This window comes from Paenibacillus methanolicus (assembly GCF_008124765.1).
Lineage (GTDB): Bacteria > Bacillota > Bacilli > Paenibacillales > Paenibacillaceae > Paenibacillus_Z > Paenibacillus_Z methanolicus.
In genome coordinates this window covers 99561-122531 of record NZ_VNHS01000012.1, presented here as the reverse complement: position 1 = coordinate 122531, position 22971 = coordinate 99561, and the positions used below count along the sequence as shown (strand labels likewise).

The window sequence follows — 22971 nt, the reverse complement described above, 5'->3', positions numbered from 1 at the left end:
CAAATCCCCCGGCCGTTCATAGCCTTTGCCGGTTTTTTTCGCTACAATGGTGATTAACCTCGATGTATAGGAGTCTGAATCATGCAAGCTAGGGCGAAAGCCGATTTGATCGAGCCCCTGATGTGGAGCGATAAACGGTTCCACACGTGGAATTACGAGATGCGCGAGCAGTTTCACGGCAAAGTGTTCAAGGTAACGCTCGACGCCGGGTTTACGTGTCCGAACCGTGACGGGTCGATCGCCAAGGGCGGCTGCACGTTCTGCAGCGCGCGCGGGTCGGGCGACTTCGCCGGCAGCCGCCGGGACGATCTCGTCACGCAATTCAACGCGATCCGCGACCGCCAGCATCAGAAATGGCCGGACGCGCAATATATCGGCTACTTCCAAGCCTATACGAATACATATGCGCCGGTCGAAGAGCTGCGCGAGTATTACGAGACGATACTGGCGCTGCCGGGCGTCGTCGGCTTGTCCATCGCGACCCGGCCGGATTGTCTCCCCGACGACGTCGTCGATTATTTGGCCGAGCTGAACGAGCGGACGTATCTGTGGGTAGAGATGGGGCTGCAGACGATTCATGAGTCGACCTCTGCCCTCATTAATCGCGCCCACGATACCGCATGCTATCTCGATGCGGTCGAACGGCTGCGGGCACGCGGCATCCGCGTGTGCGCCCATATTATTTACGGCCTGCCGCAGGAGACGCGCGAGATGATGCTGGATACTGCCCGCGCCGTCGCCCGGATGGACGTGCAGGGCATCAAAATCCACCTGCTACACCTCATGCGCAAAACGCCGATGGTCAAGCAGTACGAAGCCGGCCTGCTTCGCTTCCTCGAACGGGACGAGTACGTCGACTTGGTCGTCGATACGCTGGAATTGCTGCCGCCGGAGATGATCGTGCACCGGGTGACCGGCGACGCGCCGCGCGATCTGCTCATCGGGCCGATGTGGAGCACCAACAAGTGGGATGTGCTGAACGGGATCGACAAAGAACTGCGGCGCCGCGACACGTGGCAGGGCAAGCTGCGGGAGGTGAAGTAAATGGGCTTCCTCTCCGTACTCAGCATGGCCCATCGCCTCGTCCAGGAACGGGTGCAGCCCGGCGACGCCGTCATCGACGGCACGTGCGGCAACGGCGTGGACACGCTTTTCCTCGCCGGGTTGACCGGACCGCGCGGTACCGTCTACGCCTTCGACGTGCAGGAGCAGGCGATCGCGCGAACGCGGGAACGTCTGGCTCCGCTCGCCGAGGAAGGGCGTATGCCGAGCTTGCGCGCCGTCCTGGATAGCCACGCCCGTATCCGGGAGCATGTCGAACCGGCTTTGCATGGCAAGGTTGGCGCGGCGATGTTCAACTTCGGGTATTTGCCGGGGGCCGATCCGTCCGTCATCACGCAGACGCGCTCGTCGATCGACGCGCTCGAAGCGGCGCTCGGCGTTCTTCGGCCGGGCGGCATCGTCACCGCCGTGCTCTACCCCGGCCACGAGGGCGGCGACGCCGAAGCGGCGGCGATCGAAGCCTGGGCGTCGGCCTTGCCGCAGGTTGCCGCCCAGACGATGCTGTACCGAATGGCGCAAAAACCTACGGCTCCTTATTTAATCGCGGTAGAAAAAAGAACTTAATTTCATAGAGGAGGCGTTCGCGCTATGGCAGTTCGCAAATTGGAGCATGTCGGGCTAATGGTCCGCAACATTGAGAAATCCGTCACGTTTTATACGGAGGTCGTCGGTCTTGTCTATCAATACGCCTTGACGCACACGAACGGCGTCATTCGCCTGGCCTTCCTGGCCGGCGCGGAATCGGGCGACACCGAGCTGGAGCTGATTGAAGGTTACCAGGACGAGCTGCCGGCGGAGGGACGCGTCCACCACATCGCCTTCACGGTCGATGACGTGGAAGCCGAGTTCGCGCGTATCCAGGCGTTGAACGTACCGCTGCGCGACACCGAGATTACGACGCTGCCTAACGGCGCCCGGTACTTCTTCTTTTACGGACCCGACGGCGAGTTTCTGGAGATGTTCCAGCCCGCTCCGCAACCGACCGTTTAGACGCGCCCAGCCCAAAACGGGTACGCTTTACATACGGGCAACAGATAGAGAAATCATGGGATGAGGAGAGATTGACAATGGTACAACCGTATCCGCTGCAATTTAAACCGGAGATGAAAGAACGCGTATGGGGCGGCCGCGCCCTGGAGAATTTCGGCCTGGAACTGCCGGAAGGCGCCATCGGCGAAGGCTGGATGATCGGCGATCACCCGAACGGCACGACGAAGGTCGTGAACGGCGAGCTGGCCGGACTCGGGCTGGACGTGATCCGAGAGCGATACGGACGCGAGTTTTTCGGCACGAACGGCTTCTCGGCGAAAAACGGACGTTTCCCGCTGCTCATCAAGCTGCTCGACTGCAATGACGACCTGTCGATTCAAGTCCATCCGACCGACGATTACGACCGCCTGCCGGAAGGGGAGCTGGGCAAGACGGAAATGTGGTACATCCTCGACGCCAAGCCGGGCGCCAAAATCATCTATGGCCTGAAAGACGGCATCGGCCGCGCCGAGCTGGCCGCCGCGATCGAAGAAGGCCGCGTCATGGACGCGCTGCAGGAAGTACCGGTCGAAGCGGGAGACGCGTTCTACATCCCGGCCGGCACGGTGCACGCGCTCTGCGCGGGCGTCGTCGTCGCGGAAATACAGCAGAACTCCGATACGACCTACCGCGTGTTCGACTACAACCGCCCGGGGCTGGACGGCAATCCGCGCGAGCTGCACGTCGAGGACTCGCTCAACGTGACGGCGTACGAAGGCGCCGGCGCGACGCGCATGAAGACGGACGGCCTCGGCGCGAACGAGTGGCTATCCATCGCCTCTTCCCCGTATTTCACCGTCGACAAAGGCGTCGTCCGCCGGCCGTGGCAGCAAGCGACGTCGCCGGAGAGCTTCGTCATTCTCGTCGTGGCCGAAGGAACGGGGAAGCTCGGCTGGACCGGCGGCTCGCTGGACGTCAAAGCCGGCGAATGCTTCCTGCTCCCGGCGAACCTCGGCGGCTACGAGCTGGATGGCGAAATGACGGTGCTGCGCAGCGTGGCTCCGTAAGGGAGCTGCCGAGCGGCGACATTTCGCAGTCTTTGGGAACATCCTAGTCGGAAAAGGAAAGCCTCGGATTTCGCGTCATGCGGAATCCGAGGCTTTTTTGAAATATAAGAATTCATAAGTTTCCCGCCTATAAATCACCTTATATTTCTCCGGAACGAAACGCGCATCGCCTCAAAGACGGCGATAGCCGTTTCGCCTTGGGCATGTGCTTGTTGAGGATGCGGTGCATGAGGAAGGTTCATCGGACCCAAGCTCTGACTGTCGGCGCGCGCCCTGCACGTTCGCCGGGACTACGCGCGGCGCGGGATATGGCCGGCCGAGACGCCTGCTAATTCCGCACGTGCGGCTCGTAATCCGGGAGATGCCGCTTCAACTCTTCCACGAACGCGCGCGGCTGGTCCATGGCGAGATAGATTTTGTCGGCCTTGCTTGGCAAACCGAGCATCCCCTCCACCTGCCGCAGCCCGGCAAGTTCAATTCGGACGTTCGGCGGCTGGAGGAAGGTCGCCCCTTCGGCCGAGGCGCGCCTCTCCCGGCGATCAATCTGAAATTCCGACGCCGCTTGAGCGGAGGCGATTACGGCGAGCGGGATATCCGCCTGCAGCTTGAGCCCGTAGCGGATGCGCAGCGTGCCGCCGGCGATCGTAACCTTTTGAAGACGGGAAGCCCGGTAGTCGGCGACAAGCAAGATCAGCAGCCAAAGATTAAGGAGGGAGGTCACCCAGGCGGCGATGTCCGACCAAAGGCCGATCAGCAGGTGCATGGCCGCCGTATCCGCAAGGACGATAACAACGAACGTGATCGTCGCGGCCAGGCTGCCCTCCCCGTAGGTGAACGCGGGCGGATGGGGCTCCTCTCTCCGTTTGCTTTGGTTGCGCCCCCAGGAGAAGAACGCGTAATAGTACATGATCGTTTCATGCCGAAGCAGCGCCTTCACTCCCCCATCGCCGATATGCCGACGAAAGACGGCGCGGATCGCCTCCGCTCCGTCCGTTTCGCGCCGACGCTCTTCTCGATAGGCGCAAACGATGCGCCAGGCGAAACGCGTCTCCACCGCGATGATCGCGATTTCGAGCGGCAGCAGCACGGCCTCGAACAGCCATACGGCGTCTCTCGTCTGCGGCGGCAGCATGAACCAGGCCGCGAGGAGCGCAACCGCCGCGGCGGGAAGAACCGTCTTCCATCCGCCGCCCCGCCGGCGCACGACCAGGAAGTAGTATAGGAGGGGCACCGTCAACGCGGCGTCGAACAGGACGCCGAACGCAACGAACGGCCGATCGTCCGCCGCGGACGCGCGAATGGCGAACCAATCCGCGAGCAGCACCAGACACGCCGCCGTCAGAAACCCGAATAATCGCCCTCTCGAAACGCCGATCATCGTCATGCGAATCGCCTCCTCTTCGAATAAAGGCGGTCGAAGCCGCCAAGTCCGTGCATTCGTTAATTTGGGAGTATTTTCTAGTTAGATTATAACTCGCGGTTGCCTGCGAAGCTGTGAAGAAAGCGTGTATTTTGGTCCGTCGCATAAAAAAGGAGCCGACCTCGCGGTCAGCCCCTGTATATCCTATTTCAAAATCGCTTCGATGCGCGCCAGCTCGTCTGCCGAGAATTCGAGATTGTTCAGCGCCGCGACGCTGTCTTCGACCTGACTCACCTTGCTTGCGCCGATCAGCGCGGACGTGACGCGTCCGCCGCGCAATACCCAAGCCAGCGCCAGCTGGGCCAGCGATTGCCCGCGGTTGGCCGCGACGTCGTTCAACTGACGCAGCTTCTCGACCAGCTCCGGCGTAATGTTCTTCTCGTTGAGGAACACGGACGCCCCTGCCGCGCGAGAGTCGCTCGGAATGCCGTTCAAGTATTTGCCCGACAACAGTCCCTGCGCAAGCGGACTGAAGACGATGCTGCCTACGCCGCCCGCGTCCAGCACGTCCTGCAGCCCGCCTTCGATCCAGCGATTGAGCATGCTGTACGACGGCTGATGAATAAGGATCGGCGTACCTAGGCGATTGGCGATCTCGATCGCTTGCGCCGCTTGCTCCGCGGAGTAATTGGAGATGCCCGCGTATAGCGCTTTGCCCGAACGGACGATGTGGTCAAGCGCGCCGATCGTCTCTTCCATCGGCGTATCCGGATCCGGACGGTGATGGTAGAAAATATCGACGTAATCCGTGCCGAGCCGCTTCAAGCTTTGGTCCAGCGAGGAGATCATGTATTTGCGCGAGCCCCACTCGCCGTACGGGCCTTTCCACATGTAGTAGCCGGCTTTCGTCGAGATGATCATCTCGTCGCGGTACGGCTTGAAGTCGGTCGCCAGCACGCGGCCGAACATTTCTTCCGCGGAGCCCGGAGGCGGTCCGTAGTTATTCGCCAAGTCGAAATGCGTGATGCCCAAATCGAACGACCGGTGCAAAATCTCCCGGCCCGTCTCGAATTTGTCTACGCCGCCAAAATTATGCCAAAGTCCGAGCGAGATGGCCGGCAGCTTCAGTCCGGAACGTCCGGATCGGTTATACTTCATCGTTTCGTAGCGAGCTTCGTTTGCTTGATATACCATGGGCTACCTATCGCTCCTTATCCTGTGCCAGACAGGTCGAATATAAAGCTACTAACTCTCTCATTCTACACCTGTGCAAATCGGTTGCACAATGAAGCGGTTGGCATTATTTTATGCAAATTTGGCGGACGGGCGGCTGCGGGAGGTTGGAGCGTTAGCTTGAGCGGTTATTCGGTGAACGGCTAAGAGCGCGCCTCGCGGCACGCTCTTCTGCTATCGATTCCGTATTAGGCTACGCGCCTCACAACGGCGGCGTGGCGTGAACGCTGAAACTTACGCCAGCGACTGCTCCGCCTTCGCCAGGCGCAGCAGATGAGGCTTCGCCGCGCCGCCGTATAGGACGATCAGCAGCGTGTCCGCATCGGCGCGCACTTCGCCGGTCGCCAGGAAGGCGGCCAGATCGAACGGCAGCCGCTCGATGACGGCGTGCTTGTGCAGCTCCTTCTCGCCCAAGCCCAGCGCCGCGAATTCGGCGGAGACGTCCTGCGGACGATCGGCCAGCCGCTGCATCCAGCCGTTCCAGACCGCCTTGTCCATCGTGAAGTCCCACCATACTTTGCGCGGCTTGTAGTTGTGGTTCAGGAAGTAGTCGTACTTCATGAGCCCCAGCACGACGTCCGGGTTCCACGGCAGGCCGGATTGGGAATCCCGCCATTCGCCCGCGCCTTCCTGCAGGAACGCCCATAGCCGCGAGAACAGATCCTCGAGCTGATGGCCGATCTTCTGCCAGCCGCGCCCTTCCCAGAAGTCGCCGAACTGCTGGAAGAAATCGAACGGCGACGGGAAGACGCGCTCCACAAGGTAGAGCAGCGCATGATCCATCCGGTGCGCGTTCCAATACTTCTCGAGCACGTCCTCGACGCGCTTGATTCGCACGATGTCGCCGAACGGCAGCAGGTCGTTGCTCAGCATTTCGTACGGCGCGCGCTCCTGGTACTTGTAGCCGTATTTGTCCGCGTCGATCCGCATCCCGGTGCCGCGCAGCATCTTCAGGAAGCCCAGCTGCAGCTCCTCCGGCCGAAGGGCGAACACGTCGTTGAAGGTTTTGCGGAACGTATCGTAATCCTCATGCGGCAACCCGGCGATCAAGTCGAGATGCTGGTCGATCTTCCTGCTGTCCTTCACCTTCGTGACGGTGCGCACGAGCTTCGTCCAATTCTGGCGGCGCTGCACCGCTTCGTTCGTCGGATCGTTCGTCGACTGCACGCCGATCTCGAACCGGAAGACGCCCGGCGGCGCGTGCTCGGCCAAATAATCGAGCACTTCCGGACGCATAATATCGGCCGTGATCTCGAATTGAAACACGCAGCCCTGATGGTTCTCGATCAAGAACTTGAACATCTCCAGCGCGTAATCCCGCTTGATGTTGAACGTGCGGTCGACGAATTTGATCAGTTTCGCCCCTTGGGCGATGAGGAACAGAATATCCGCCTTGGTCCGTTCGATATCGAAATAACGGACGCCGACCTCGATGCTCGACAAGCAGAACTGGCAGCTGAACGGACAACCGCGGCTCGTCTCGAAATAGACGACGCGGCTCCCCAGCTTCGGCAGGTCTTCCTCGAACCGATGCGGCGAAGGCAGCTTGGCCAAATCGAGCTTCGGCCGGCCCGGGTTCACGCGAATTTCGGCGTTGCCGTCTTTCAGCGTCTTGCGATAGGCTACCCCGAAGACCATATGGAATTTGTTCGTGCCGTCGCGCAGCTCCGTCAGCAGATGGTGGAACGTCTCTTCGCCTTCGCCGACGACGATGTAATCGATGTCGCGCAGCCGGTCCATCCAGAACTCGACGTCATAGCTGACTTCCGGCCCGCCGAGGACGATCTTCACTTCGGGCATGATTTTGCGCAGCATGTCGATGACGATGATCGTCTCTTCGATATTCCAAATGTAGCAGGAGAATCCGACGACGGCCGGCTTGCGGACGAAAATATCGGACACAATATTCATGGCAGGGTCTTTAATCGTGTACTCGGCAATGTCGATATCGAACTCGTCGCCGCAATAAGCTTTCAGGCAGCGCAGCGCGAGCGAGGTGTGAATATATTTGGCGTTCAAGGTCGCCAGAACGACTTTCATGTGCGTTTCATTCCCTTTTCGTATAGGCATGGTGTTCTTATTGTACCGGATCAAGGGGCAAAAAAGAAGGGCGCGTCCGCTGGCGGCGAGATGCGAATTCTGCCAGCGGGACGTGCCCTTCGCGCGCAAGCCTGGCGGCCTGCCTGCTTTACGTGCGTACGCGAACGTACATTTTGTCGTTCTCCTGCAAATCGACGACCGGGTAGCGCACCTGCCATTTGCCGTTCGCAAGCTTCGTCACTTCGCCGGACGCGAAACCGCGCGGCTCGAAGTTGAACTCTTGCTGGTAATAGACGGACAGCTGGATCGTTTGGTTCGGCAGCGCTTTGCGCAGCGCCGCTCCCGCGTCGATCGCCCAATAACGGAGATCGTCGGCCGTCTTGTCCCCGAAGAGCATGTAGAAGGACGAGTCAATGACGGCGTTAATGACCAGCCAGCCCGATGCGTCGCGCGTCACTTCGACGTTCTTCAGCTCGGTCGTCCCTTCCGTCGTCGTGACGGTGCCGAAGTTGTCCGCGAACGCCTTGCGGATATCTTCGGTCGTCGCGCCCTCAAGCTTCAGCTCGGATGCCGGCTCGAACGCCGCCGTCTTCGGATTCATGCTGTACTCCTGAAGCAGCGCCAGCACGTGGCGGACGGAGACCGCGAAGTTCAAATCCGCGCTCGTCCCCTCGATCTTCGACGTCGTAATGCCGAGCAGCTCGCCGCTCTCGTTGAACATGGCGCCGCCGGAGCTGCCGTGGTCGATCGGCGCGCTCGTCTGATAGTACAGCGTGCCGCCTTCGTACGTGATGTTGCTGATCAGTCCCTCGGCCGCCGTGTTCTGGAAGCCAAGCGGGCTGCCGATCGTCACGACGCGGCTGCCTTTCTCCACGAAGAAGGGACTGGCCAGCTGCACCGGGGAGACGCTAAGCGCGCTCTCCGTCTGAATGAGCGCCAGATCGGCGGCTTCGTTCACCGCGACGATGCCTTTGACGCCAAGCGCCGAGTTGTCGTTCAGCGCGACCGTTGCCTTAGACGCGCTCGCCACGACATGATAGTTGGTCAAGATCAAGTTGCCGCCTACGACGACGCCGCTGCCTTGCGCTTGGTCGGTCGTGATCATGACGACCTTCTCGTCGTTCATCGCGACGATCTCCTGCGTGGTCAGCGCTTCGGCTGCCGCTTCGGTCTCGCCGCCCGTCGTATCTTCCTCTTCCGCGTCCTGCGGGTCAGAAGTGATCCGGATGACCCGTTGCTTCGCATCCACCGAGACTTCCGCGCCCAGCGCTTCGGCTACGAAGCGAAGCGGGACGAGCGTCGTGCCGTTCTTCTGCTCGGCCGCGGTCTGAAGCTTGACGGAGGCGCCGTTCTTCACGGCATAAGCGGAACCGATCTTCAGCGAAATATAATCGTTGCCCTTGGTCGCGAGAACCGTCTTCGTCTGCGCGTCCCACGTCACGTTAGCGCGAAGCGCGCCGAAGATCGCGCGCATCGGAACGAGGGTCGCGCCGTTCTTCACCGTCGGAGCCTGCGGCAATGTCAGGTTGACGCCATCCACGAATACTTTCATGACGGATGTCTGCGCGCTGGCCGAAGCCGCGGCCGCCACCCCCGGCTGCAGAGCGGGAAGAGGCGCAAGCACGAGCCCTGCTGCGAGAACGGATGCCACCATCCGTTGTTTAAAAGGGTTGATATTCATGGTCAGGTATCCTCCGGTTTCTGTAATCTCCCATGAGGCTATCCTATCAGAGGGCCTATGCGCTGTCTATGAATAAAGATTGGTTTGACTGCTTAAAAGTCGCTGAAAAGGACTACCGCAGCCAAACCGGCGGCAGGCCGCCAAAAGTCCCATGACGAAGGATTCGCGCGCATGGCGCCCTGGCAATCCGGCATGCTATAGTGGTGGAATGTCAGTGAAACGCCCCACCTTCAAGGAGGACCGACCATGCTATTCGACCCGTCGATTTACGATAATTTAAAGGTAGCGTTCGAGAATCAGCTCTACGATCTGGACAATCTGGATGCGAGAATCACCGTCACGGGACGGCGCGATCTGCTCGATATGGCGGTCATGTCCCGTACGTTCGCGATCCGGTTCGCCCTACGGGAGGCGCCGGCGATCGAAGCCGAACTGCTATTGGAAGCGTCGCTTGCGGAACTCGCCGCGGAAATGATGGAACTCGCGGGGCAGAAGCCCGGCTGCCGGCTGACGCTTCGGTTCCATCAGCAGCTGCCGCGCGAGACGGCGGACGCCGATTGCGCCCGCATCCGGGACATACTCGCCGGGATTTGGGAGCCGGAGCAGCCGCCCATCCAAACGCTGCAGTATAAGATAGATGAGACACAGCCCGCCTCGACTTACGCGCACGCGGCGGAGCTGACCTTCAACCGCAAGATCGACGAAGAGCAGATGGAGGATCTTCCGGACCTGTTGGAACATGCGCTCCGAACGCTAGAGGAGCTGGTTGCCGCGCGCAAATAACGCACAACGCAAAGAGGCCGAGCCGTCATCGGGGACGATGACGAATTCAGCCTCTTTTGATCGTATGCGCTGCTTATTCGTAGGCACTGCGATATTCCACCCCAACTGCGCGGCGCGTTCACGACTCCGCCGGCTTGTCCGAGGGCGAGCGAATCGGAGGCAACTAATCACGGCCATCGCCTTCGATCAGTTCGAGCAGCGCGGCCGGGATGGAAAATTGCTGGTTGTTCAGCTGTATATGCCGCAGCTCCTCTTCTTCGATCAGCCGGCCTTCCTTCAGCTCGTTCATCTCGAGGTGCAGCCGCTCCATCTGGCGATCCAGCGCCGTGGCCGACTCTGCCGCCGCTTTCAGCTCCGCCACGAGCCGCTCGGGCACCGCTTCATTGTATTTATAGAAAATTTTATGCTCCAAGCTCGCCCAGAAATCCATGGCGATCGTCCGGATCTGCACCTCGATGCAGACGCGCTCCACCCGGTCCGACATGAAGACCGGCACCTCGAGCAGCATATGCAAGCTTTGGTAGCCGTTCGGCTTCGGGTCGCGAATGTAGTCCTTGGTCTCCAGCACGACCAGGTCGGATTGCCCGGCCAGCATGTCGCGCACCCGGTAGATATCCGAGATGAACGAGCATGTGATCCGCAGGCCGGCGATGTCGCGGATATTGTTGCGGATGCTGTCCAGCGAGATGTCGAGCTTCTTGCGGAACAGCTTGTTCATGATGCTCTCGGGCGACTTCAGCCGGGATTTCGTATGTTCGATCGGATTATAATCATGGAGCAGCTGGAACTCTTCCTTCAGTATATCGATCTTCGTCTCCATCTCGTCGAGCGCGAATTTGTACACCATCATGAACCGGGTAATCGTATGTTTCAACTGGCGAAAATGTTCGATGGACTCCTGCGGGCTCATGGCCACAACTCCCCCTTGCGCTTGCTTGTCCTGCTGCGGCACCCGCGAACGGGCCTCAGCCTCAGCATACCGTAACCCGCCTTGATTGTCCAAAATGGCCGGCAGCTTCGCAGAGCGCCAATACCCCCGCGGAAGGCGCGGGGGTAACGGTACCACGAGGGGACTCGCGTCAGGTTGGCGTTCGGCCGTCCTTATCCGCCTTCCCGACGAATCGCGAGATGCCCAGACGGGCGCTCGCGAAGCGCGGCATGATACCCGGCTTGGATTCGGGTTCGGCCGGCTTTGGCTTCACGCCAAGCTGCCGCAGCATGGCCGCGAAGTGCGCGGTATACCGCGCAGGGGCGAACTGTTCCGAAATATGCCGGACGCCGTTATCCCGGATACGCTCCCGAACCGCGCGGTCGTTCATCAGCCGGTCTGCCTGCTCGATCGCTTCCATCAGATTGCCTCGGGCATACAGCTTGCCCGTCTCGTCGTGCGTAATGAACCTTCGAATGCCGCCCGAATCGGTGGACAGAACCGGACACCGGCAGAGCAGCGCCTCGGCCACCGCGTAGCCGAAGCCTTCCATAATCGAGGTCGAGCACAGAAACCCGCCCGAATCGCCGATGATCGAATAGTAATCCGCCATGAGATGATGCGGCACGCAGTCGTACTGGTAGAGCCGCTTCTCAAGCCCCAGCTTGGCGACGAGCGCGTCGAACGCCTCGCGCTCCGCCGGCTGCGAGAGCGCGCGGTCTTCGAATATCCACAGCTGCAGGTCCGGCTTCTCGACCGTCAGCCGGAAGCCGATCTCCAGAAATTCGCGCCAGTTCTTGTTCGGCTCGATCCGTCCGACCCAGCCGAGGATCGGCGCTTGATGCGGCGGATAGGCTTCATAGCCGAACGTGCCGACCGGCAGCGGATCGTCGAAGCAGTACTGCGGCAAGTCGCTTAAGTGCTCGCGCATCAGCTCCTCCAGCTGCTTCGTTCTCGGATACACGATCGCGTCCGCGTTCTCGCGCACCCGCTCCTCGAAGTCATTCATGATTTGCTTGGCCGTCTCCGGCGTTCCGAGCCCCTGCACCTCGTAGATCAGACAGCCCCGGTAGCCGGCCTGCCGCACCGCCTCCAACAGGTAGCTGTCCGTGCATACGACGATGGCGTCATACCGTTCGCGCGCGAGCAGGTCTTTCAGCTCCTTGACGTTCTCCACGATATGCGTCGGGATGTTGCGGATGTTTTGCATGCCCGACCCGCCCATTTTGTACACCAGGTGGCACTCGAAACCCTTCTCTCCGAGCGCTTGGCACCGGATGCGGTTGAGCGTCTCCATGCCGCCGCTGGGATTATAGAACGTGAATAAAATTTTCATCGTTGCCGCTCCCTTCGCCCGGTTTAATGGACCCCCGTCAGCTTCGCCAGCGCCGGCGTCCGGAACAGCTCGCCCGCGAAATCCGTCACGGAACGTCCGTCTCCCGGATACCGGTAGCCGACCTGCCGATCGTCCGTATAGAAGTCCGACAGCACGTCGCCGCCGGTGCGGTTCAGCTGCTGCACGAGTATTCTCAAATCCATCGGTTCGGGGAACAGGCGCGAATCCAGCACCATCGTATAAGGCGTCGCGACGCCGCGCAAGAAGACGCGAAGAGCGGCTTGCCAGGAAGCGTTCGGGAAGGCGCGGAAAGCGGTGGTCGGATGGGAAATCTCGCTCAGCTTGCGCGTTACGCTCATATTGACGCTCAAATCCAGCACGTGCATATGATAGTTGCTGAACACCTGCTCGTAGACATTCTCCAGCCGATCGATCTCATCCTGACCCGCGCTGCGCAGCGGATAGATCAGCGTGACTTCCGGCGCGATGCCCCGCCGCTGCCTAGCCTCCATCCTCGCCAGATGATACGCGTAACGCCATCTGCGATGCTGATGCACGCTCTTGAGCGTCGCCGACACGCTCAGCGTGGAATCGACCCGGTAGTCGACCAGTTCCACCGGAACAAAGCGGATCTCGCACTGTTCGCATAGCCTGAGCCAATATTCGTAATCCTCCACCGGCTCCAGTCGGTAGCCCTCGATCTTGCGCGCGAACTCCGCTTTATACATAAACGAAACGCCAATGATCGATCCGTCCAGCAGCGCTTCCTTCGGCTGCGACTGATACGCCCGCTGCGCCAGCAGCCCTTTGCCGTCCAAAACGCGGTTCCCCTTGTTGTCGATGCTGTTGAACGAGCTGTACGCGAGGCCAAGCGTCTTCGGCCCTCTGTGCAGCGCGCCGCGAAGCACCTCCAGAAACGCCGGATGGTAGACGTTATCGCTCGAAGCCCATGTCCAGTACAAGAGCCGATCGTCGTTGTCCAGATGCGTAAAGCCCGTGTTCAGCGCCGCGGCGACCCCGCGGTTCACGTCATGCCGGATGATCTCCACCCGGGGATCGGAACCGACGAACTCTCTGGCCAGCGTCTCCATCTCCGGCGCGCCGTCGATCACGATTACGAAGCGGAACTCGCGGAGCGTCTGCGTCAGGATCGATTGGATGGCCGCTTCGAGAAAAGCCGGAACCTGCTTATATACAGGCATGACGACCCCCACATCAACCATAAACATCCTCCTTTGCGCGGATGAAATCCCTTTTAGCGCGTGTTCAAAAAGCCGACGATTCAGCACCGAGAAGGTTGCATGAAGGCGAAGAAGGAGGAGCGGAGTTTAGGCAAACCTAAATGAGCACCGGACTTCAAGCCTGAACGCAAGATTCGACGCCGGGCTGCTCCTTGATCTGCTTCGCGATCAATCGGCGACTTTTTGAACAACCTCTTTTACCAGTGTATGGGAGGATTGCGGAAATGCCTGTGCACGTATCCCTGAAGCCGCTTATCCCGGACATAAAAGACGCCGCGGAGCGTGCTTCCGCGGCGAAAGGAGCGCGAAACGGCTTAAAATCCGGCTTCGATGGGGGTCAGCACCGGAATCTCCGTCAGCTCCGACTGCAGCACCCGCTGGCCGGTCACCAGGTTGTTGAACTCATCGACGCCGAAGACGGAGAGCAGCGCGTTGGGCAGCGGCGTAATAATGCTAAGCTGTACCTCGTAGGCAATATTGCCCGCAATGTTGAACTGCTGCCGGACGGCGCTGTTCGCGGGCACTACTAACCCCGTTTGGTACACAGGCGACAGCGTCAGCGTCACGGCCGACACGGCAAATACTTGCACGATGACCGTCGCGGACGCTACCTGATCCAAGTTGCGAACGTTGACGACGGCGTTCGTCACGGCCGTGCCCGTGGCGCGCGTATTCGTGAGCAGACTCGTTGTAAATGGCATCGTCTCCACATCCTCCTTCATATTTCTACCACTCTATGTGACGCGCGCTTCGAAATTGTGGATTCCAGGCGGCGACACGCGCCTGTTTTCGCTAGATTCGGGAGAGTTGCCAGGCCATCGGCTGACCCGGCGGCATATACTGTGGCAAGCTTTTTACCCGAGAGGAGCGAGTGTTATGACCAACTTCAATTTCCCGGTCAGCGACCCGGGAAACCCGAAGTTCGAGCCCGCGGTTGCCGTGAATTTGCTCTCCCCGAACGTCATGATCGCCGTGGCGGTCGATACGACGGACGGCACGCCGCAGACCGGGCTATACCGTTCGCTTGACGGCGGCGCGAACTGGAGCAAGCAGATTCTGCCGATCTTGCCGCCGTTCACGGGCGCGGAAGCGCCGTTCGTCGCCTACGCTTTCCCCACCACGTTCTACGTGACGGCCCATGCGTTCCCGGGCGCGCAGAGCGGCACCTGCATCGTCTACACATCGACGGACAATGGCACGACGTTCTCCGCGCCCGTTATCGTCGGCCCCGGCTACGGCACGTATATCAACAACGACGAGACAAGCGTAACCGTGGATAACGGGCAGTCCAGCCCCTATCTCGGCAACGTCTATGTCACCTATAACCATCAGTTCAACGTCGCGAACGGCGGTAACTCGACAGCCTTCTTCAACCGGTCGACCGACGGCGGCGCGACTTGGGATCAGCCGATCAAGCTGTCCGGGGAATCCGACCGCGTCGAGCGCCCCGAGGTCGCGGTCGATCTGGTGGGCAACGTCTATGCGGCCTGGGTCACGATCAGCCCTTCGTACCGGTTCATCGTGCGGCGATCATCGGACGGCGGCGCCACCTTCTCGCAAGCGATCAACGTCGCCACCATCGTCCCCGTGCCGACCGTCCTGCCCGTGCCCGGCTATGCGTTCCGCGTGCTGACCTTCGCCAATATCTCCACCGACAACTCCGTCGGCCCCACGACCGGACGGGTCTACTGCGTCTGGCAAGACTATCGCCAAGGCTATTCCGACATCTACATGTCCTTCTCCGATAACTTAGGGCAATCCTGGTCGTCGGCGGCGTCCATAACCGGCGCGCCCTCCGGCACCCAGAACTTCTTCCCGGCCATCGACGTCGACCCGCTGACCGGCGTCGTCAATATTATCTATTACAGCAACCAGATTAACGGCTTCGACCTCGACGTCTACGTCGCCCGCTCGATCAACGGCGGCGCGACGTTCACGAACACCCGGATTACGACGCAATCGTTCAGCCCGAACGGCAGCAGTCCGACGCCAATACCGCTCATCGGCGACTATATCGACATCGCGAGCGTGCCGCCCGGCGGCTACATCGGGGTGTGGGCCGATACGCGCAACGGAAGTTTGCAAATTTTCGCCGGCTACTCGGATATCGTGATTACCCCTTAGGAGCGCGAGACTGGATCGGCGAGGCAGCTCGGATCCGCCGAACGAAAGCGAATGAATCGGCGTGCGGGCACGTGTAGACGCGGCATGCGCGGGCATGTCCGTCCCGATGCGCATCCCATTGCGGCAAGCCTGACGGTTGGATAAGATGGGAGAGCCGGATTCATTCGCCATCTTACCCGCGGGCTTGGCTGCCCGATTCGAAGGAGTGTTTCCCTCTATGCCTATGCATGATTTGTTCCGCGGCGCGCTGATCCGCTTCGCCGCCCCGCGCCCCGAGGATGCCGACGAACTGGCACGCTTCTCGGAGGACTATACCTATCTAAGCCAGGTCGATACCGAACATGCCGTTCCCCAGACGCCCGATGCTTACGGCAGCGCCGGCAGAGCGAACACGATCGAATTTCATCTGCGCACGCTCGAGGATGACCGGTTCATCGGGTTCGTCGCCTTGCACAGCATCGAATGGAACAACCAAGCCGCCCTCGTCGCGGTCGGGATCGGCGATCCGAACGACCGCGGCCGCGGCTTCGGCATCGAGGCGCTGCGGATGATTCTGCGTTATGCGTTCCACGAGCTTAACCTCAACCGCGTCGGACTGGACGTCATCTCGTACAACGAAGCGGCTTACCGCGCTTACAAGAAAGCCGGATTCGTCGACGAGGGACGCGCCCGTTCGGCCGTGCTGCGCGGCGGCCAAAGTTACGACCTGATTAAAATGGGCCTTCTGAACGCGGAATGGGAAGCGATGCAGGCGTAGATCTACGCTGAGCCGGTAAACCCATAGAGCTGCGAATCTTGTTGTTTCCTCTGCAGCCGGCAAACAAAATTCGAGCTAAGGGTACGCGAACGGAAGCCAACAAGCGGCGGTGCGGTCTTCATGGCCGTGCCGCCGCTTGCTTTCATTGCCCGGGAAATTGTCGAATGCATGCACATATTCGCTCGAGGCATTTTACCCCAGGTGCCATCATCTGCTATGATTAGCGCTATACCGCATTCAGGAGGCATTCCGTTTGAGCACGACGATACGTAAGAAGAAACTCAAACCCGTCCAGTTGATCGTATCCATATATATCATCACCACTTTCGTCGCCGCCGGGATTCTGCGTCTCCCTCTCCTACATAAAAAGGATGTGGACATCGGCTTCATCGATGCACTGTTCACGGCGGCCAGCGCCATCAGCGTCACCGGCTTAAGCGTGATCTCCGTGCCGGACGTGTTCAATACGGCGGGCTTGGTCGTGCTGATCATCCTGTTCCAAATCGGCGGCATCGGCATCATGACGCTCGGCACCTTCTTCTGGCTGCTGTTCGGCCAGCGCATCGGATTGGAGCAGCGCATGTTCATCGCGGCCGACCATAACCAATCGACGCTCTCCGGGCTCGTGGGCTTGATGCGGAGCATTCTGCTGCTCGCGGTCATTATCGAAGTGACCGGGGCGCTGCTCCTTGGCACCCATACGCTAATGACCGGGTATCACGGTCATTGGTACACCGCCTACTTCCACGGGCTGTTCGCCTCGGTCAGCGCGTTCACGAACGCCGGCTTCGATCTGAACGGCAATTCGCTCATTCCGTTCGCGCACGACTACTATTATCAGATCGTCACGATGGCGCTCATCGTCGCGGGCGGCATCGGCTTCCCCGTCTTGCTGGAGCTGAAGTGGCGGATTATGCATCCGAAAGAGCGGCACCGGCTCTCGCTGCTGACCAAGATCGCGCTCCTGATGTTCGCCTTTCTCGCCACGCTCGGCACGGTCACGTTCTTCCTGTTCGAGCGGACGCATTTTCTTGAAGACCATGGGGCGGTGGAGTCGTTCTTCTACTCGTTGTTCCATTCCATCTCGGCCCGCAGCGGCGGCGTCACGACGATGGATATTAGCCAGCTGTCGTCCCCGACGCTGCTCATGCTCTCGGGCCTCATGTTCATCGGCGCCTCGCCGAGCAGCGTCGGCGGCGGCATCCGGACGACGACGATGTTCGTCATGCTGGCCGCGGTGTGGTCGTACATGCGCGGCGCGCCGAATACGAAGGTGTTCGGCCGCGAGCTGCTCGAGGAGGACATCCGCCGCTCGTTCATCGTCTTCTTCACCGCCACGATATTCGTGTTCACCGCGATGCTGCTCATGGCGTGGACCAATCCGTATCCGCTGCATCAGCTGCTGTTCGAGGTGTGCTCCGCCTTCGGGACGACCGGACTATCGACGGGGATTACCGGCGCGCTCAGCCTATCCGGCAAACTGATCCTGATCGTCATGATGCTCATCGGCCGCGTCGGCATCATTAACCTGCTGCTCACGCTCAAGCAGGAAGAGCACCCGGTACGCATCCGGTATCCGAAGGAGCAGGTGATCGTCGGCCAGTAAGGTTGCGCGGACTAGAATGCGCCCGCGGATAGAGAGTACACCTTCGATAGATCGCGAAAAGCCTCCGACCGGCGAACGGTCGGAGGCTTTTGATTGCGGCTCGCCAGCGAGCGGCTTACTTGAATTTGGACAGCGGAATGACGAACTCCGGAATGCCCGCCGCATACGGCGTATACTCGTACAAGCTGAAATAAACCACGAGCGCATCTCCGCGCAGATAGTAACGCTGGTCGGCGTCGATCGTCGTGAACGGCTCGATTAACGGCAGGTCGGTCGATTCGATCTGCCGCTTGATCTCCTCGTTGACGATGGCGATATAGTTCGCATTGCCGCCCGCCGCTTCCTGCAGCGTCAGTTCCTTGCCCGTCTTCAGGTCGTACGTGTGCGATTGCAGATCATACATGCCGTGCGCGCCGCCGGAATACGTGTAGACGTCGAAATGCAGGCTTAGCAGTCCGCCGTCGTTCTTCGTCACCGTATAGTTCACGTCATAGGTGAGCGGGTATTCCCCGTCCCACTGCGCGCCGCCGAAATCTTTCACGAACGACAAGCCCGCGGTCTCGTACGCTTTGCCTTCCGCGGCCAGCAGCGCGTTAATCTTGCTCTGTACCTCGGCATCCGCGAAGCCTTGAAGCTGCGGATATTGAATGGTCATCTCGACCTTGTCTTTCGTCTGATCCAGCGACCGGTTGGCGAACGTCAGCGGATTGCGCGCCGCTTCCTTGATCGTCACCCGCTTCTTGGCCGTATCGTATCCGATCTCGTAATCCATCTGCTCCAGCAGGAAACGCAGCGGCAAATACGTCGTCCCCTTGACGATGACCGGCTGCTCGGCGCCGTACCCGAGGATATGGCCGTTCACGTCATATTGATACACGCCGTCGACCGGCTTCATGGACAGCTTCTTCGACTTCCCGCCGACCGAGATGATCTTCGTCTTCGCATCCCATCCGGCGGTCAGCCCGAGCTCCTTGCTCAGGAAAGCCAGCCCGACGTACGTCTGGCCGCTCATGACGCCGCCCGGCACGCTGATTGCCCGTCCGCCGATCACGACGTCCAGCGTCTGCAGCTTGAAGTCGGCCGGCACCGCTTCGGCGGCATACGCGGCATTGCCCGCGGCGGGGATTGCCTGCACGCTAGCGCCCAACAGCAGCGCCGTCGCCAGCGGCAGCGCCGCCAGCGTCTTCATTCCCTTGTTCCCGCGCGTTATCTTGTTGTTCATGTTCGATTGCTCCTCTCGATCCGGACGTTTCCGTCCGCTCGCTATTCGTTTCTACATCTATCGCCAATCTCCTCTTATCCGGCGACCGCTTACGCGAACAACGGCTGGCCGTTACGGTTTTGCCAGCGAGTCCCTCGCCGTGGTATCGTGGACATAACCATAAAAGGAGGGAAATCCATGATTGCCATCTATCCCGCATCCTCGCGACATGCCGGCGACAAGGGGTGGCTGAAGAGCCAGCTGAGCTTCTCGTTCGGCGACTACTACGACGAGAACAACACGTCCTTCGGCCCGCTTCGCGTCTTCAACAACGATATCATCCAGGGCGGCTTCGGCTTCGGCGCCCACCCGCACCGCGAGATGGAGATCGTCTCCATCGTCCTGCAAGGGGAGCTCAAGCACGAAGACAGCACGGGCGAATCCGCCGTCACCACCTGGGGCGGCGTCCAGCGCATGACCGCCGGTACCGGCCTCGTGCACTCCGAGGTGAACCCCGGGGACGAGGACTGCCACCTGCTGCAAATCTGGGTAAGCCCGAACGAGAGCAAGCTCCCGCCCTCCTATGAGACGACCACCTACGACACGAACGCGCTGAAAGGCCGCCTGCTGCCGATCGCCTCCCACCAAGCGAGCGAACGCGTCGCTTTCATTCACCAAGACTTGACGATGTACCTCTCGGAGCTGGAAGAAGGCCAGACGATCCATTTCGAGCAGCCGGAAGGCCGCCGCATCTACCTGTTCGTCATCGAGGGCCGCGTCGCGATCGACGAGGGCCACGAGCTCGGCTGGCGGGATACCGCCCGCATCGTCGATCATCCGTCCCTAACGATACACGCACGCGAGAAATGCTTATTCCTGCTCATCGATCTGCCTTAATAAAGGAGACAACAAGTATGACGAACGCGCTACATAAAAAGTTGCTGATCAAGCAAGTCATCGGCCGCCTGCTGCTCGATACCGACCAAAGCGGCTGCGCCTTCACCTTGGAGCCGGACGGCGACGGCTGGCTTATCCGCGTGCAGAGCGTCCCGACAGACGCGGGCCACGAGATCAAGCGGCTCGAGGACGATCTGAACCTGTTCTACTTCGAGGACAACAAGGCGACCGGCGAGCTGCGCAAATGGTGGCTGTACGATCTGGACGTCCCGGCCATGGACTGGGACGCGGGGCAGCAGACGCTGACGCTGCGGGTGAGCTCGCGGGTGGGGTATACGAACGAGAAGGTTTAATTAAGGTACAAGGAAAGCCCCTGACGCTAATAGTCAGGGGCTTTCTCTGCATTTTACCTACGGAGTCTTCGCTTCTTCCACCGACTCTACGATCTTGCCGAGCGTGGCATCCTGCGTCTTCGCTTCTTCCGTCTCTTCCTTCTGCGGTACTTCCCCGGTAATGGCGCTGGCCGCATCTTCTTCCGGCACATAGTCCTTATAAGGCTGGACAATATGTTCTACCGCTTGCGCATAAGATGGATCGAAATAGGCCGTGAACACGAGGTTCACCGAAATATCCGTCGCGCCGCCTACATTACTGAGCGATTTGGTAATATCCAGCGTATCGATCGTCGTTAGACGCGGCAATTTCTGCAACCCGTCGATAAAACTAACGATCTCCGCATACCTGCCGCTCAACACCGTATTCACCACGACTTTGCCCGCGTTGATTTCAGTCGCTGCTTCGGCCTCTTCTTCGGTTCCCGCCGTTTCCTCCGCCGTCTTGCTTCCCCCGGCTTCTTCTACGGCGAAAGCCGCGGAGACGACGGATGCGTTCGAACTGCTCTCGATCTGCTTGAAATCCAACAGGAGCTGCTCCGTGTTATCCCACAGCGGAAGCGCTTTTTGCACGCTCTCTTCCGCATAAGCGGCATCTTGGCTCGACTTCTTCTCCTTCTGCCGCTCCAAAATCCTCTGTTGATCCGCCAACCGGCTAATCTCGTCCTCTTGGTCAGGCAGCTTATCGGAAGAAGGCATGACGACGTACTGATAGAGAACGAAGAGGATCAAGAACAGCATGGCGAATAGCAAAATGAACAACGTGCGGTTTTTACTGAGCTGCTCCATCATCGGTGCCTCCTTCCGCTTTCTTGATGCTCACGATATAGTTGGCGGAATATGGCTTCGTAATCGTAACATTCGCGCCGCCGCCCGTGACCGTCGCGGATGCCTCTTGTTTCGTAAGCCCCTGCATTACGACGCCTTGCGTAAATGACATACGACGCAGATCGAACAGATAACGCGACGCTTCCTCCACTTTATAGAAATTCACGTCCAACAAGAGCGTACCTTCTTGCGAATAACCGATGGTTTGAATGACGCTTTTGGCCGGCAGCCGGCTCTCCAGCTCCTTCAACATGCCGACGACATCGACCTGCATCGCCTTGATCGCCTCAATGGTCGCAAGCGGATTCGAATTCGTGCTCGCGGAGGCAAGAAAATCGTTCTTGAGCAGCGCAAGCTGATCGTTCGCGGCCGCGATCTGTTCTTCGTTCTCCGCAATCTGAGATGTATTCTGCACATACATAAAGATGCACAGACCAAGGAGCACGATCCAGAGCGCGAATGCCGATGTGACAACAACGGGGAACAGCTTTTGCTCCCGGTCAACACGCGGCAGCAGATTAATGTGGAACAACTGCTCGTCCGGCAGCGCCAATCCGGCGGCGACCAAGTAGGATTCGAATTCGAATTCATGCGCGGTTCCTTGCCCGAATTCGCCGTGTACCGCTTCCGCGACCGCGATTTCCGGCTGCGTTTCCCGCAGCGCGCCCGCCAGCGCCGCCCGGGAACCGGCTCTGCCGGCGATAATCGTCTTCGTAATCCGCGAGGCGCCCTCATGCAGGCCAAACTGATAGAAGTTGAGCATTCGCGACAATTCGGCCGTCACTTCGGACAACTGAAGGTCGTTCAATTTCCCGTCCTCATGCCCCGACGTCTCATACAAATTAATGGCGCGCATGAAAATCGGATTGCCTTCGTGGAACATGTAGACGTCCAGCACATTGTCGCCGATATTGACGACCATCGTTTCGCTGACCGGTTCTTGCTGCTGCGAGAACAACGATTTGGCTAGCGCCGAAGCGGCGATCCCGGCGCTCTTCACGCGAAGCCCGGCGTCGTGCAGCAAGTCGGAGCAGGTCTCGATCCACAGGCTCGGCGCCGCGAAGATTAGCACCTGCGTGCTTTCCTCGTCCGCCCCGATCCGGACGTAATCATAGACCGGATTCTCGAACGGAAGATGCAGCGTCGTCTCGACCTCAAGCTCGATGAGATGACGCAATTCCTTCGCGTTCGTCGTCGGAATGCGCATCTTCCGGACAATGATCATGGATGTCGGAACCGCCAGCGTGACCGACGCGCCGGTCAACCGTTCCTGCTTGACCCATTGCATCAGCGAAATGCGGATGCTCTCCGCATTGACGATCTGATCCTCGACGATCAGACCCTTGGGAAGCGGGAGGAAGCCCATACGGTCGATTTCCCATTTTTTCTTTTTGCGCAAGGCAGCGTAACGAATGCCGGACTCGTTGATCGTGAAGCCGATTTTTTTCGTTCCGGTGGACAACATC

The 22971-nt window shown here is 59.9% G+C and carries 21 protein-coding genes; 10 read left to right on the top strand and 11 right to left on the bottom strand.

Features of this window, described 5'->3' with window-relative positions; translation table 11 throughout:
• The first annotated feature begins 81 nt into the window (after window positions 1-81).
• The 4 genes from mnmL (at window position 82) to BCM02_RS28250 (ending at window position 3098) form a co-directional block, all read left to right on the top strand.
• Window positions 82-1044 carry a tRNA modification radical SAM protein MnmL/YtqA gene (gene mnmL, locus BCM02_RS28265; protein WP_148932493.1) on the top strand — a complete coding sequence of 321 codons (963 nt, stop codon included), beginning with the start codon at window positions 82-84 and terminating at the stop codon, window positions 1042-1044.
• Window positions 1045-1626: a tRNA 5-(aminomethyl)-2-thiouridylate-methyltransferase MnmM gene (gene mnmM / locus BCM02_RS28260; RefSeq protein WP_148932492.1), complete on the top strand. Its 582-nt coding sequence runs from the start codon at window positions 1045-1047 to the stop codon at window positions 1624-1626.
• Window positions 1627-1650: 24 nt separating this feature from the next.
• On the top strand, window positions 1651-2052 hold the full coding sequence (locus tag BCM02_RS28255; RefSeq protein ID WP_148932491.1) for a VOC family protein: 402 nt from the start codon (window positions 1651-1653) through the stop codon (window positions 2050-2052).
• A gap of 77 nt (window positions 2053-2129) precedes the next feature.
• Entirely contained in the window at window positions 2130-3098 is a 969-nt protein-coding gene (locus BCM02_RS28250; RefSeq protein ID WP_148932490.1) for a type I phosphomannose isomerase catalytic subunit, read from the top strand.
• Between the two features lie 328 nt (window positions 3099-3426).
• Here the strand turns inward: BCM02_RS28250 and BCM02_RS28245 are convergent, their stop codons facing one another.
• The 4 genes from BCM02_RS28245 to BCM02_RS28230 all read right to left on the bottom strand — a co-directional run bounded on the left by BCM02_RS28245 (window position 3427) and on the right by BCM02_RS28230 (window position 9412).
• Complete coding sequence (locus BCM02_RS28245) at window positions 3427-4482, bottom strand: hypothetical protein (RefSeq protein ID WP_148932489.1); 1056 nt, start codon at window positions 4480-4482, stop codon at window positions 3427-3429.
• A 180-nt stretch (window positions 4483-4662) separates the two neighbouring features.
• Window positions 4663-5652, bottom strand: coding sequence for an L-glyceraldehyde 3-phosphate reductase (gene mgrA, locus BCM02_RS28240; protein ID WP_148932488.1), 990 nt, complete (start codon window positions 5650-5652; stop codon window positions 4663-4665).
• A 273-nt stretch (window positions 5653-5925) separates the two neighbouring features.
• Window positions 5926-7731, bottom strand: coding sequence for a B12-binding domain-containing radical SAM protein (locus BCM02_RS28235; RefSeq protein WP_148932487.1), 1806 nt, complete (start codon window positions 7729-7731; stop codon window positions 5926-5928).
• 148 nt (window positions 7732-7879) lie between these two features.
• Window positions 7880-9412 (bottom strand): stalk domain-containing protein, encoded by a 1533-nt coding sequence (locus tag BCM02_RS28230; RefSeq protein WP_148932486.1) that lies wholly within the window; start codon window positions 9410-9412, stop codon window positions 7880-7882.
• A gap of 246 nt (window positions 9413-9658) precedes the next feature.
• Here BCM02_RS28230 and BCM02_RS28225 point away from each other — a divergent pair, with 246 nt between their 5' ends.
• Window positions 9659-10195: a hypothetical protein gene (locus BCM02_RS28225; protein WP_148932485.1), complete on the top strand. Its 537-nt coding sequence runs from the start codon at window positions 9659-9661 to the stop codon at window positions 10193-10195.
• Window positions 10196-10358: 163 nt separating this feature from the next.
• Here BCM02_RS28225 and BCM02_RS28220 read toward each other — a convergent pair whose 3' ends face one another.
• From BCM02_RS28220 to BCM02_RS28205, 4 genes are all read right to left on the bottom strand, one after another.
• Window positions 10359-11105 (bottom strand): GTP pyrophosphokinase, encoded by a 747-nt coding sequence (locus BCM02_RS28220; protein WP_148932484.1) that lies wholly within the window; start codon window positions 11103-11105, stop codon window positions 10359-10361.
• A gap of 169 nt (window positions 11106-11274) precedes the next feature.
• Window positions 11275-12459 (bottom strand): glycosyltransferase family 4 protein, encoded by a 1185-nt coding sequence (locus tag BCM02_RS28215; RefSeq protein ID WP_148932483.1) that lies wholly within the window; start codon window positions 12457-12459, stop codon window positions 11275-11277.
• Window positions 12460-12482: 23 nt separating this feature from the next.
• Window positions 12483-13682: a glycosyltransferase family 2 protein gene (locus BCM02_RS28210; protein WP_187434451.1), complete on the bottom strand. Its 1200-nt coding sequence runs from the start codon at window positions 13680-13682 to the stop codon at window positions 12483-12485.
• A 332-nt stretch (window positions 13683-14014) separates the two neighbouring features.
• Complete coding sequence (locus BCM02_RS28205; RefSeq protein WP_148932481.1) at window positions 14015-14401, bottom strand: hypothetical protein; 387 nt, start codon at window positions 14399-14401, stop codon at window positions 14015-14017.
• A 175-nt stretch (window positions 14402-14576) separates the two neighbouring features.
• Between BCM02_RS28205 and BCM02_RS28200 the strand changes: the two genes are divergently transcribed.
• From BCM02_RS28200 to BCM02_RS28190, 3 genes are all read left to right on the top strand, one after another.
• The gene (locus BCM02_RS28200) at window positions 14577-15824 is read left to right on the top strand and encodes a sialidase family protein (RefSeq protein ID WP_148932480.1); all 1248 of its coding nucleotides are present in this window, start codon (window positions 14577-14579) and stop codon (window positions 15822-15824) included.
• A 217-nt stretch (window positions 15825-16041) separates the two neighbouring features.
• Window positions 16042-16581, top strand: coding sequence for a GNAT family N-acetyltransferase (locus BCM02_RS28195; RefSeq protein WP_148932479.1), 540 nt, complete (start codon window positions 16042-16044; stop codon window positions 16579-16581).
• 253 nt (window positions 16582-16834) lie between these two features.
• Window positions 16835-18187 (top strand): TrkH family potassium uptake protein, encoded by a 1353-nt coding sequence (locus BCM02_RS28190; protein ID WP_148932478.1) that lies wholly within the window; start codon window positions 16835-16837, stop codon window positions 18185-18187.
• Window positions 18188-18302: 115 nt separating this feature from the next.
• On the opposite strand, the gene BCM02_RS28185 is transcribed toward BCM02_RS28190, so the two are convergent.
• Window positions 18303-19409, bottom strand: coding sequence for a stalk domain-containing protein (locus BCM02_RS28185; protein ID WP_148932477.1), 1107 nt, complete (start codon window positions 19407-19409; stop codon window positions 18303-18305).
• Between the two features lie 177 nt (window positions 19410-19586).
• On the opposite strand from BCM02_RS28185, the gene BCM02_RS28180 reads away from it, so the two are divergent.
• Together BCM02_RS28180 and BCM02_RS28175 are read left to right on the top strand one after the other, a co-directional pair.
• On the top strand, window positions 19587-20285 hold the full coding sequence (locus tag BCM02_RS28180; RefSeq protein ID WP_148932476.1) for a pirin family protein: 699 nt from the start codon (window positions 19587-19589) through the stop codon (window positions 20283-20285).
• Between the two features lie 17 nt (window positions 20286-20302).
• Window positions 20303-20638: a hypothetical protein gene (locus BCM02_RS28175; RefSeq protein WP_148932475.1), complete on the top strand. Its 336-nt coding sequence runs from the start codon at window positions 20303-20305 to the stop codon at window positions 20636-20638.
• Between the two features lie 57 nt (window positions 20639-20695).
• On the opposite strand, the gene BCM02_RS28170 is transcribed toward BCM02_RS28175, so the two are convergent.
• Complete coding sequence (locus tag BCM02_RS28170) at window positions 20696-21469, bottom strand: hypothetical protein (protein WP_148932474.1); 774 nt, start codon at window positions 21467-21469, stop codon at window positions 20696-20698.
• Window positions 21450-22970, bottom strand: a complete 1521-nt coding sequence (gene pilM / locus BCM02_RS28165; protein WP_148932473.1) for a type IV pilus biogenesis protein PilM — start codon at window positions 22968-22970, stop codon at window positions 21450-21452. Before pilM ends, BCM02_RS28170 begins: the two co-directional genes overlap by 20 nt.
• Window position 22971: the final 1 nt, after the last annotated feature.

What these genes read in the sequence shown, in the direction of transcription:
- mnmL (WP_148932493.1), top strand. Translation starts at nt 82, where the DNA reads ATGCAAGCTAGGGCGAAAGCCGATTTGATCGAGCCCCTGATGTGGAGC.
- mnmM (WP_148932492.1), top strand. Translation starts at nt 1,045, where the DNA reads ATGGGCTTCCTCTCCGTACTCAGCATGGCCCATCGCCTCGTCCAGGAA.
- BCM02_RS28255 (WP_148932491.1), top strand. Translation starts at nt 1,651, where the DNA reads ATGGCAGTTCGCAAATTGGAGCATGTCGGGCTAATGGTCCGCAACATT.
- BCM02_RS28250 (WP_148932490.1), top strand. Translation starts at nt 2,130, where the DNA reads ATGGTACAACCGTATCCGCTGCAATTTAAACCGGAGATGAAAGAACGC.
- BCM02_RS28245 (WP_148932489.1), bottom strand. Translation starts at nt 4,482, where the DNA reads ATGACGATGATCGGCGTTTCGAGAGGGCGATTATTCGGGTTTCTGACG.
- mgrA (WP_148932488.1), bottom strand. Translation starts at nt 5,652, where the DNA reads ATGGTATATCAAGCAAACGAAGCTCGCTACGAAACGATGAAGTATAAC.
- BCM02_RS28235 (WP_148932487.1), bottom strand. Translation starts at nt 7,731, where the DNA reads ATGAAAGTCGTTCTGGCGACCTTGAACGCCAAATATATTCACACCTCG.
- BCM02_RS28230 (WP_148932486.1), bottom strand. Translation starts at nt 9,412, where the DNA reads ATGAATATCAACCCTTTTAAACAACGGATGGTGGCATCCGTTCTCGCA.
- BCM02_RS28225 (WP_148932485.1), top strand. Translation starts at nt 9,659, where the DNA reads ATGCTATTCGACCCGTCGATTTACGATAATTTAAAGGTAGCGTTCGAG.
- BCM02_RS28220 (WP_148932484.1), bottom strand. Translation starts at nt 11,105, where the DNA reads ATGAGCCCGCAGGAGTCCATCGAACATTTTCGCCAGTTGAAACATACG.
- BCM02_RS28215 (WP_148932483.1), bottom strand. Translation starts at nt 12,459, where the DNA reads ATGAAAATTTTATTCACGTTCTATAATCCCAGCGGCGGCATGGAGACG.
- BCM02_RS28210 (WP_187434451.1), bottom strand. Translation starts at nt 13,682, where the DNA reads ATGGTTGATGTGGGGGTCGTCATGCCTGTATATAAGCAGGTTCCGGCT.
- BCM02_RS28205 (WP_148932481.1), bottom strand. Translation starts at nt 14,401, where the DNA reads ATGCCATTTACAACGAGTCTGCTCACGAATACGCGCGCCACGGGCACG.
- BCM02_RS28200 (WP_148932480.1), top strand. Translation starts at nt 14,577, where the DNA reads ATGACCAACTTCAATTTCCCGGTCAGCGACCCGGGAAACCCGAAGTTC.
- BCM02_RS28195 (WP_148932479.1), top strand. Translation starts at nt 16,042, where the DNA reads ATGCCTATGCATGATTTGTTCCGCGGCGCGCTGATCCGCTTCGCCGCC.
- BCM02_RS28185 (WP_148932477.1), bottom strand. Translation starts at nt 19,409, where the DNA reads ATGAACAACAAGATAACGCGCGGGAACAAGGGAATGAAGACGCTGGCG.
- BCM02_RS28180 (WP_148932476.1), top strand. Translation starts at nt 19,587, where the DNA reads ATGATTGCCATCTATCCCGCATCCTCGCGACATGCCGGCGACAAGGGG.
- BCM02_RS28175 (WP_148932475.1), top strand. Translation starts at nt 20,303, where the DNA reads ATGACGAACGCGCTACATAAAAAGTTGCTGATCAAGCAAGTCATCGGC.
- BCM02_RS28170 (WP_148932474.1), bottom strand. Translation starts at nt 21,469, where the DNA reads ATGATGGAGCAGCTCAGTAAAAACCGCACGTTGTTCATTTTGCTATTC.
- pilM (WP_148932473.1), bottom strand. Translation starts at nt 22,970, where the DNA reads ATGTTGTCCACCGGAACGAAAAAAATCGGCTTCACGATCAACGAGTCC.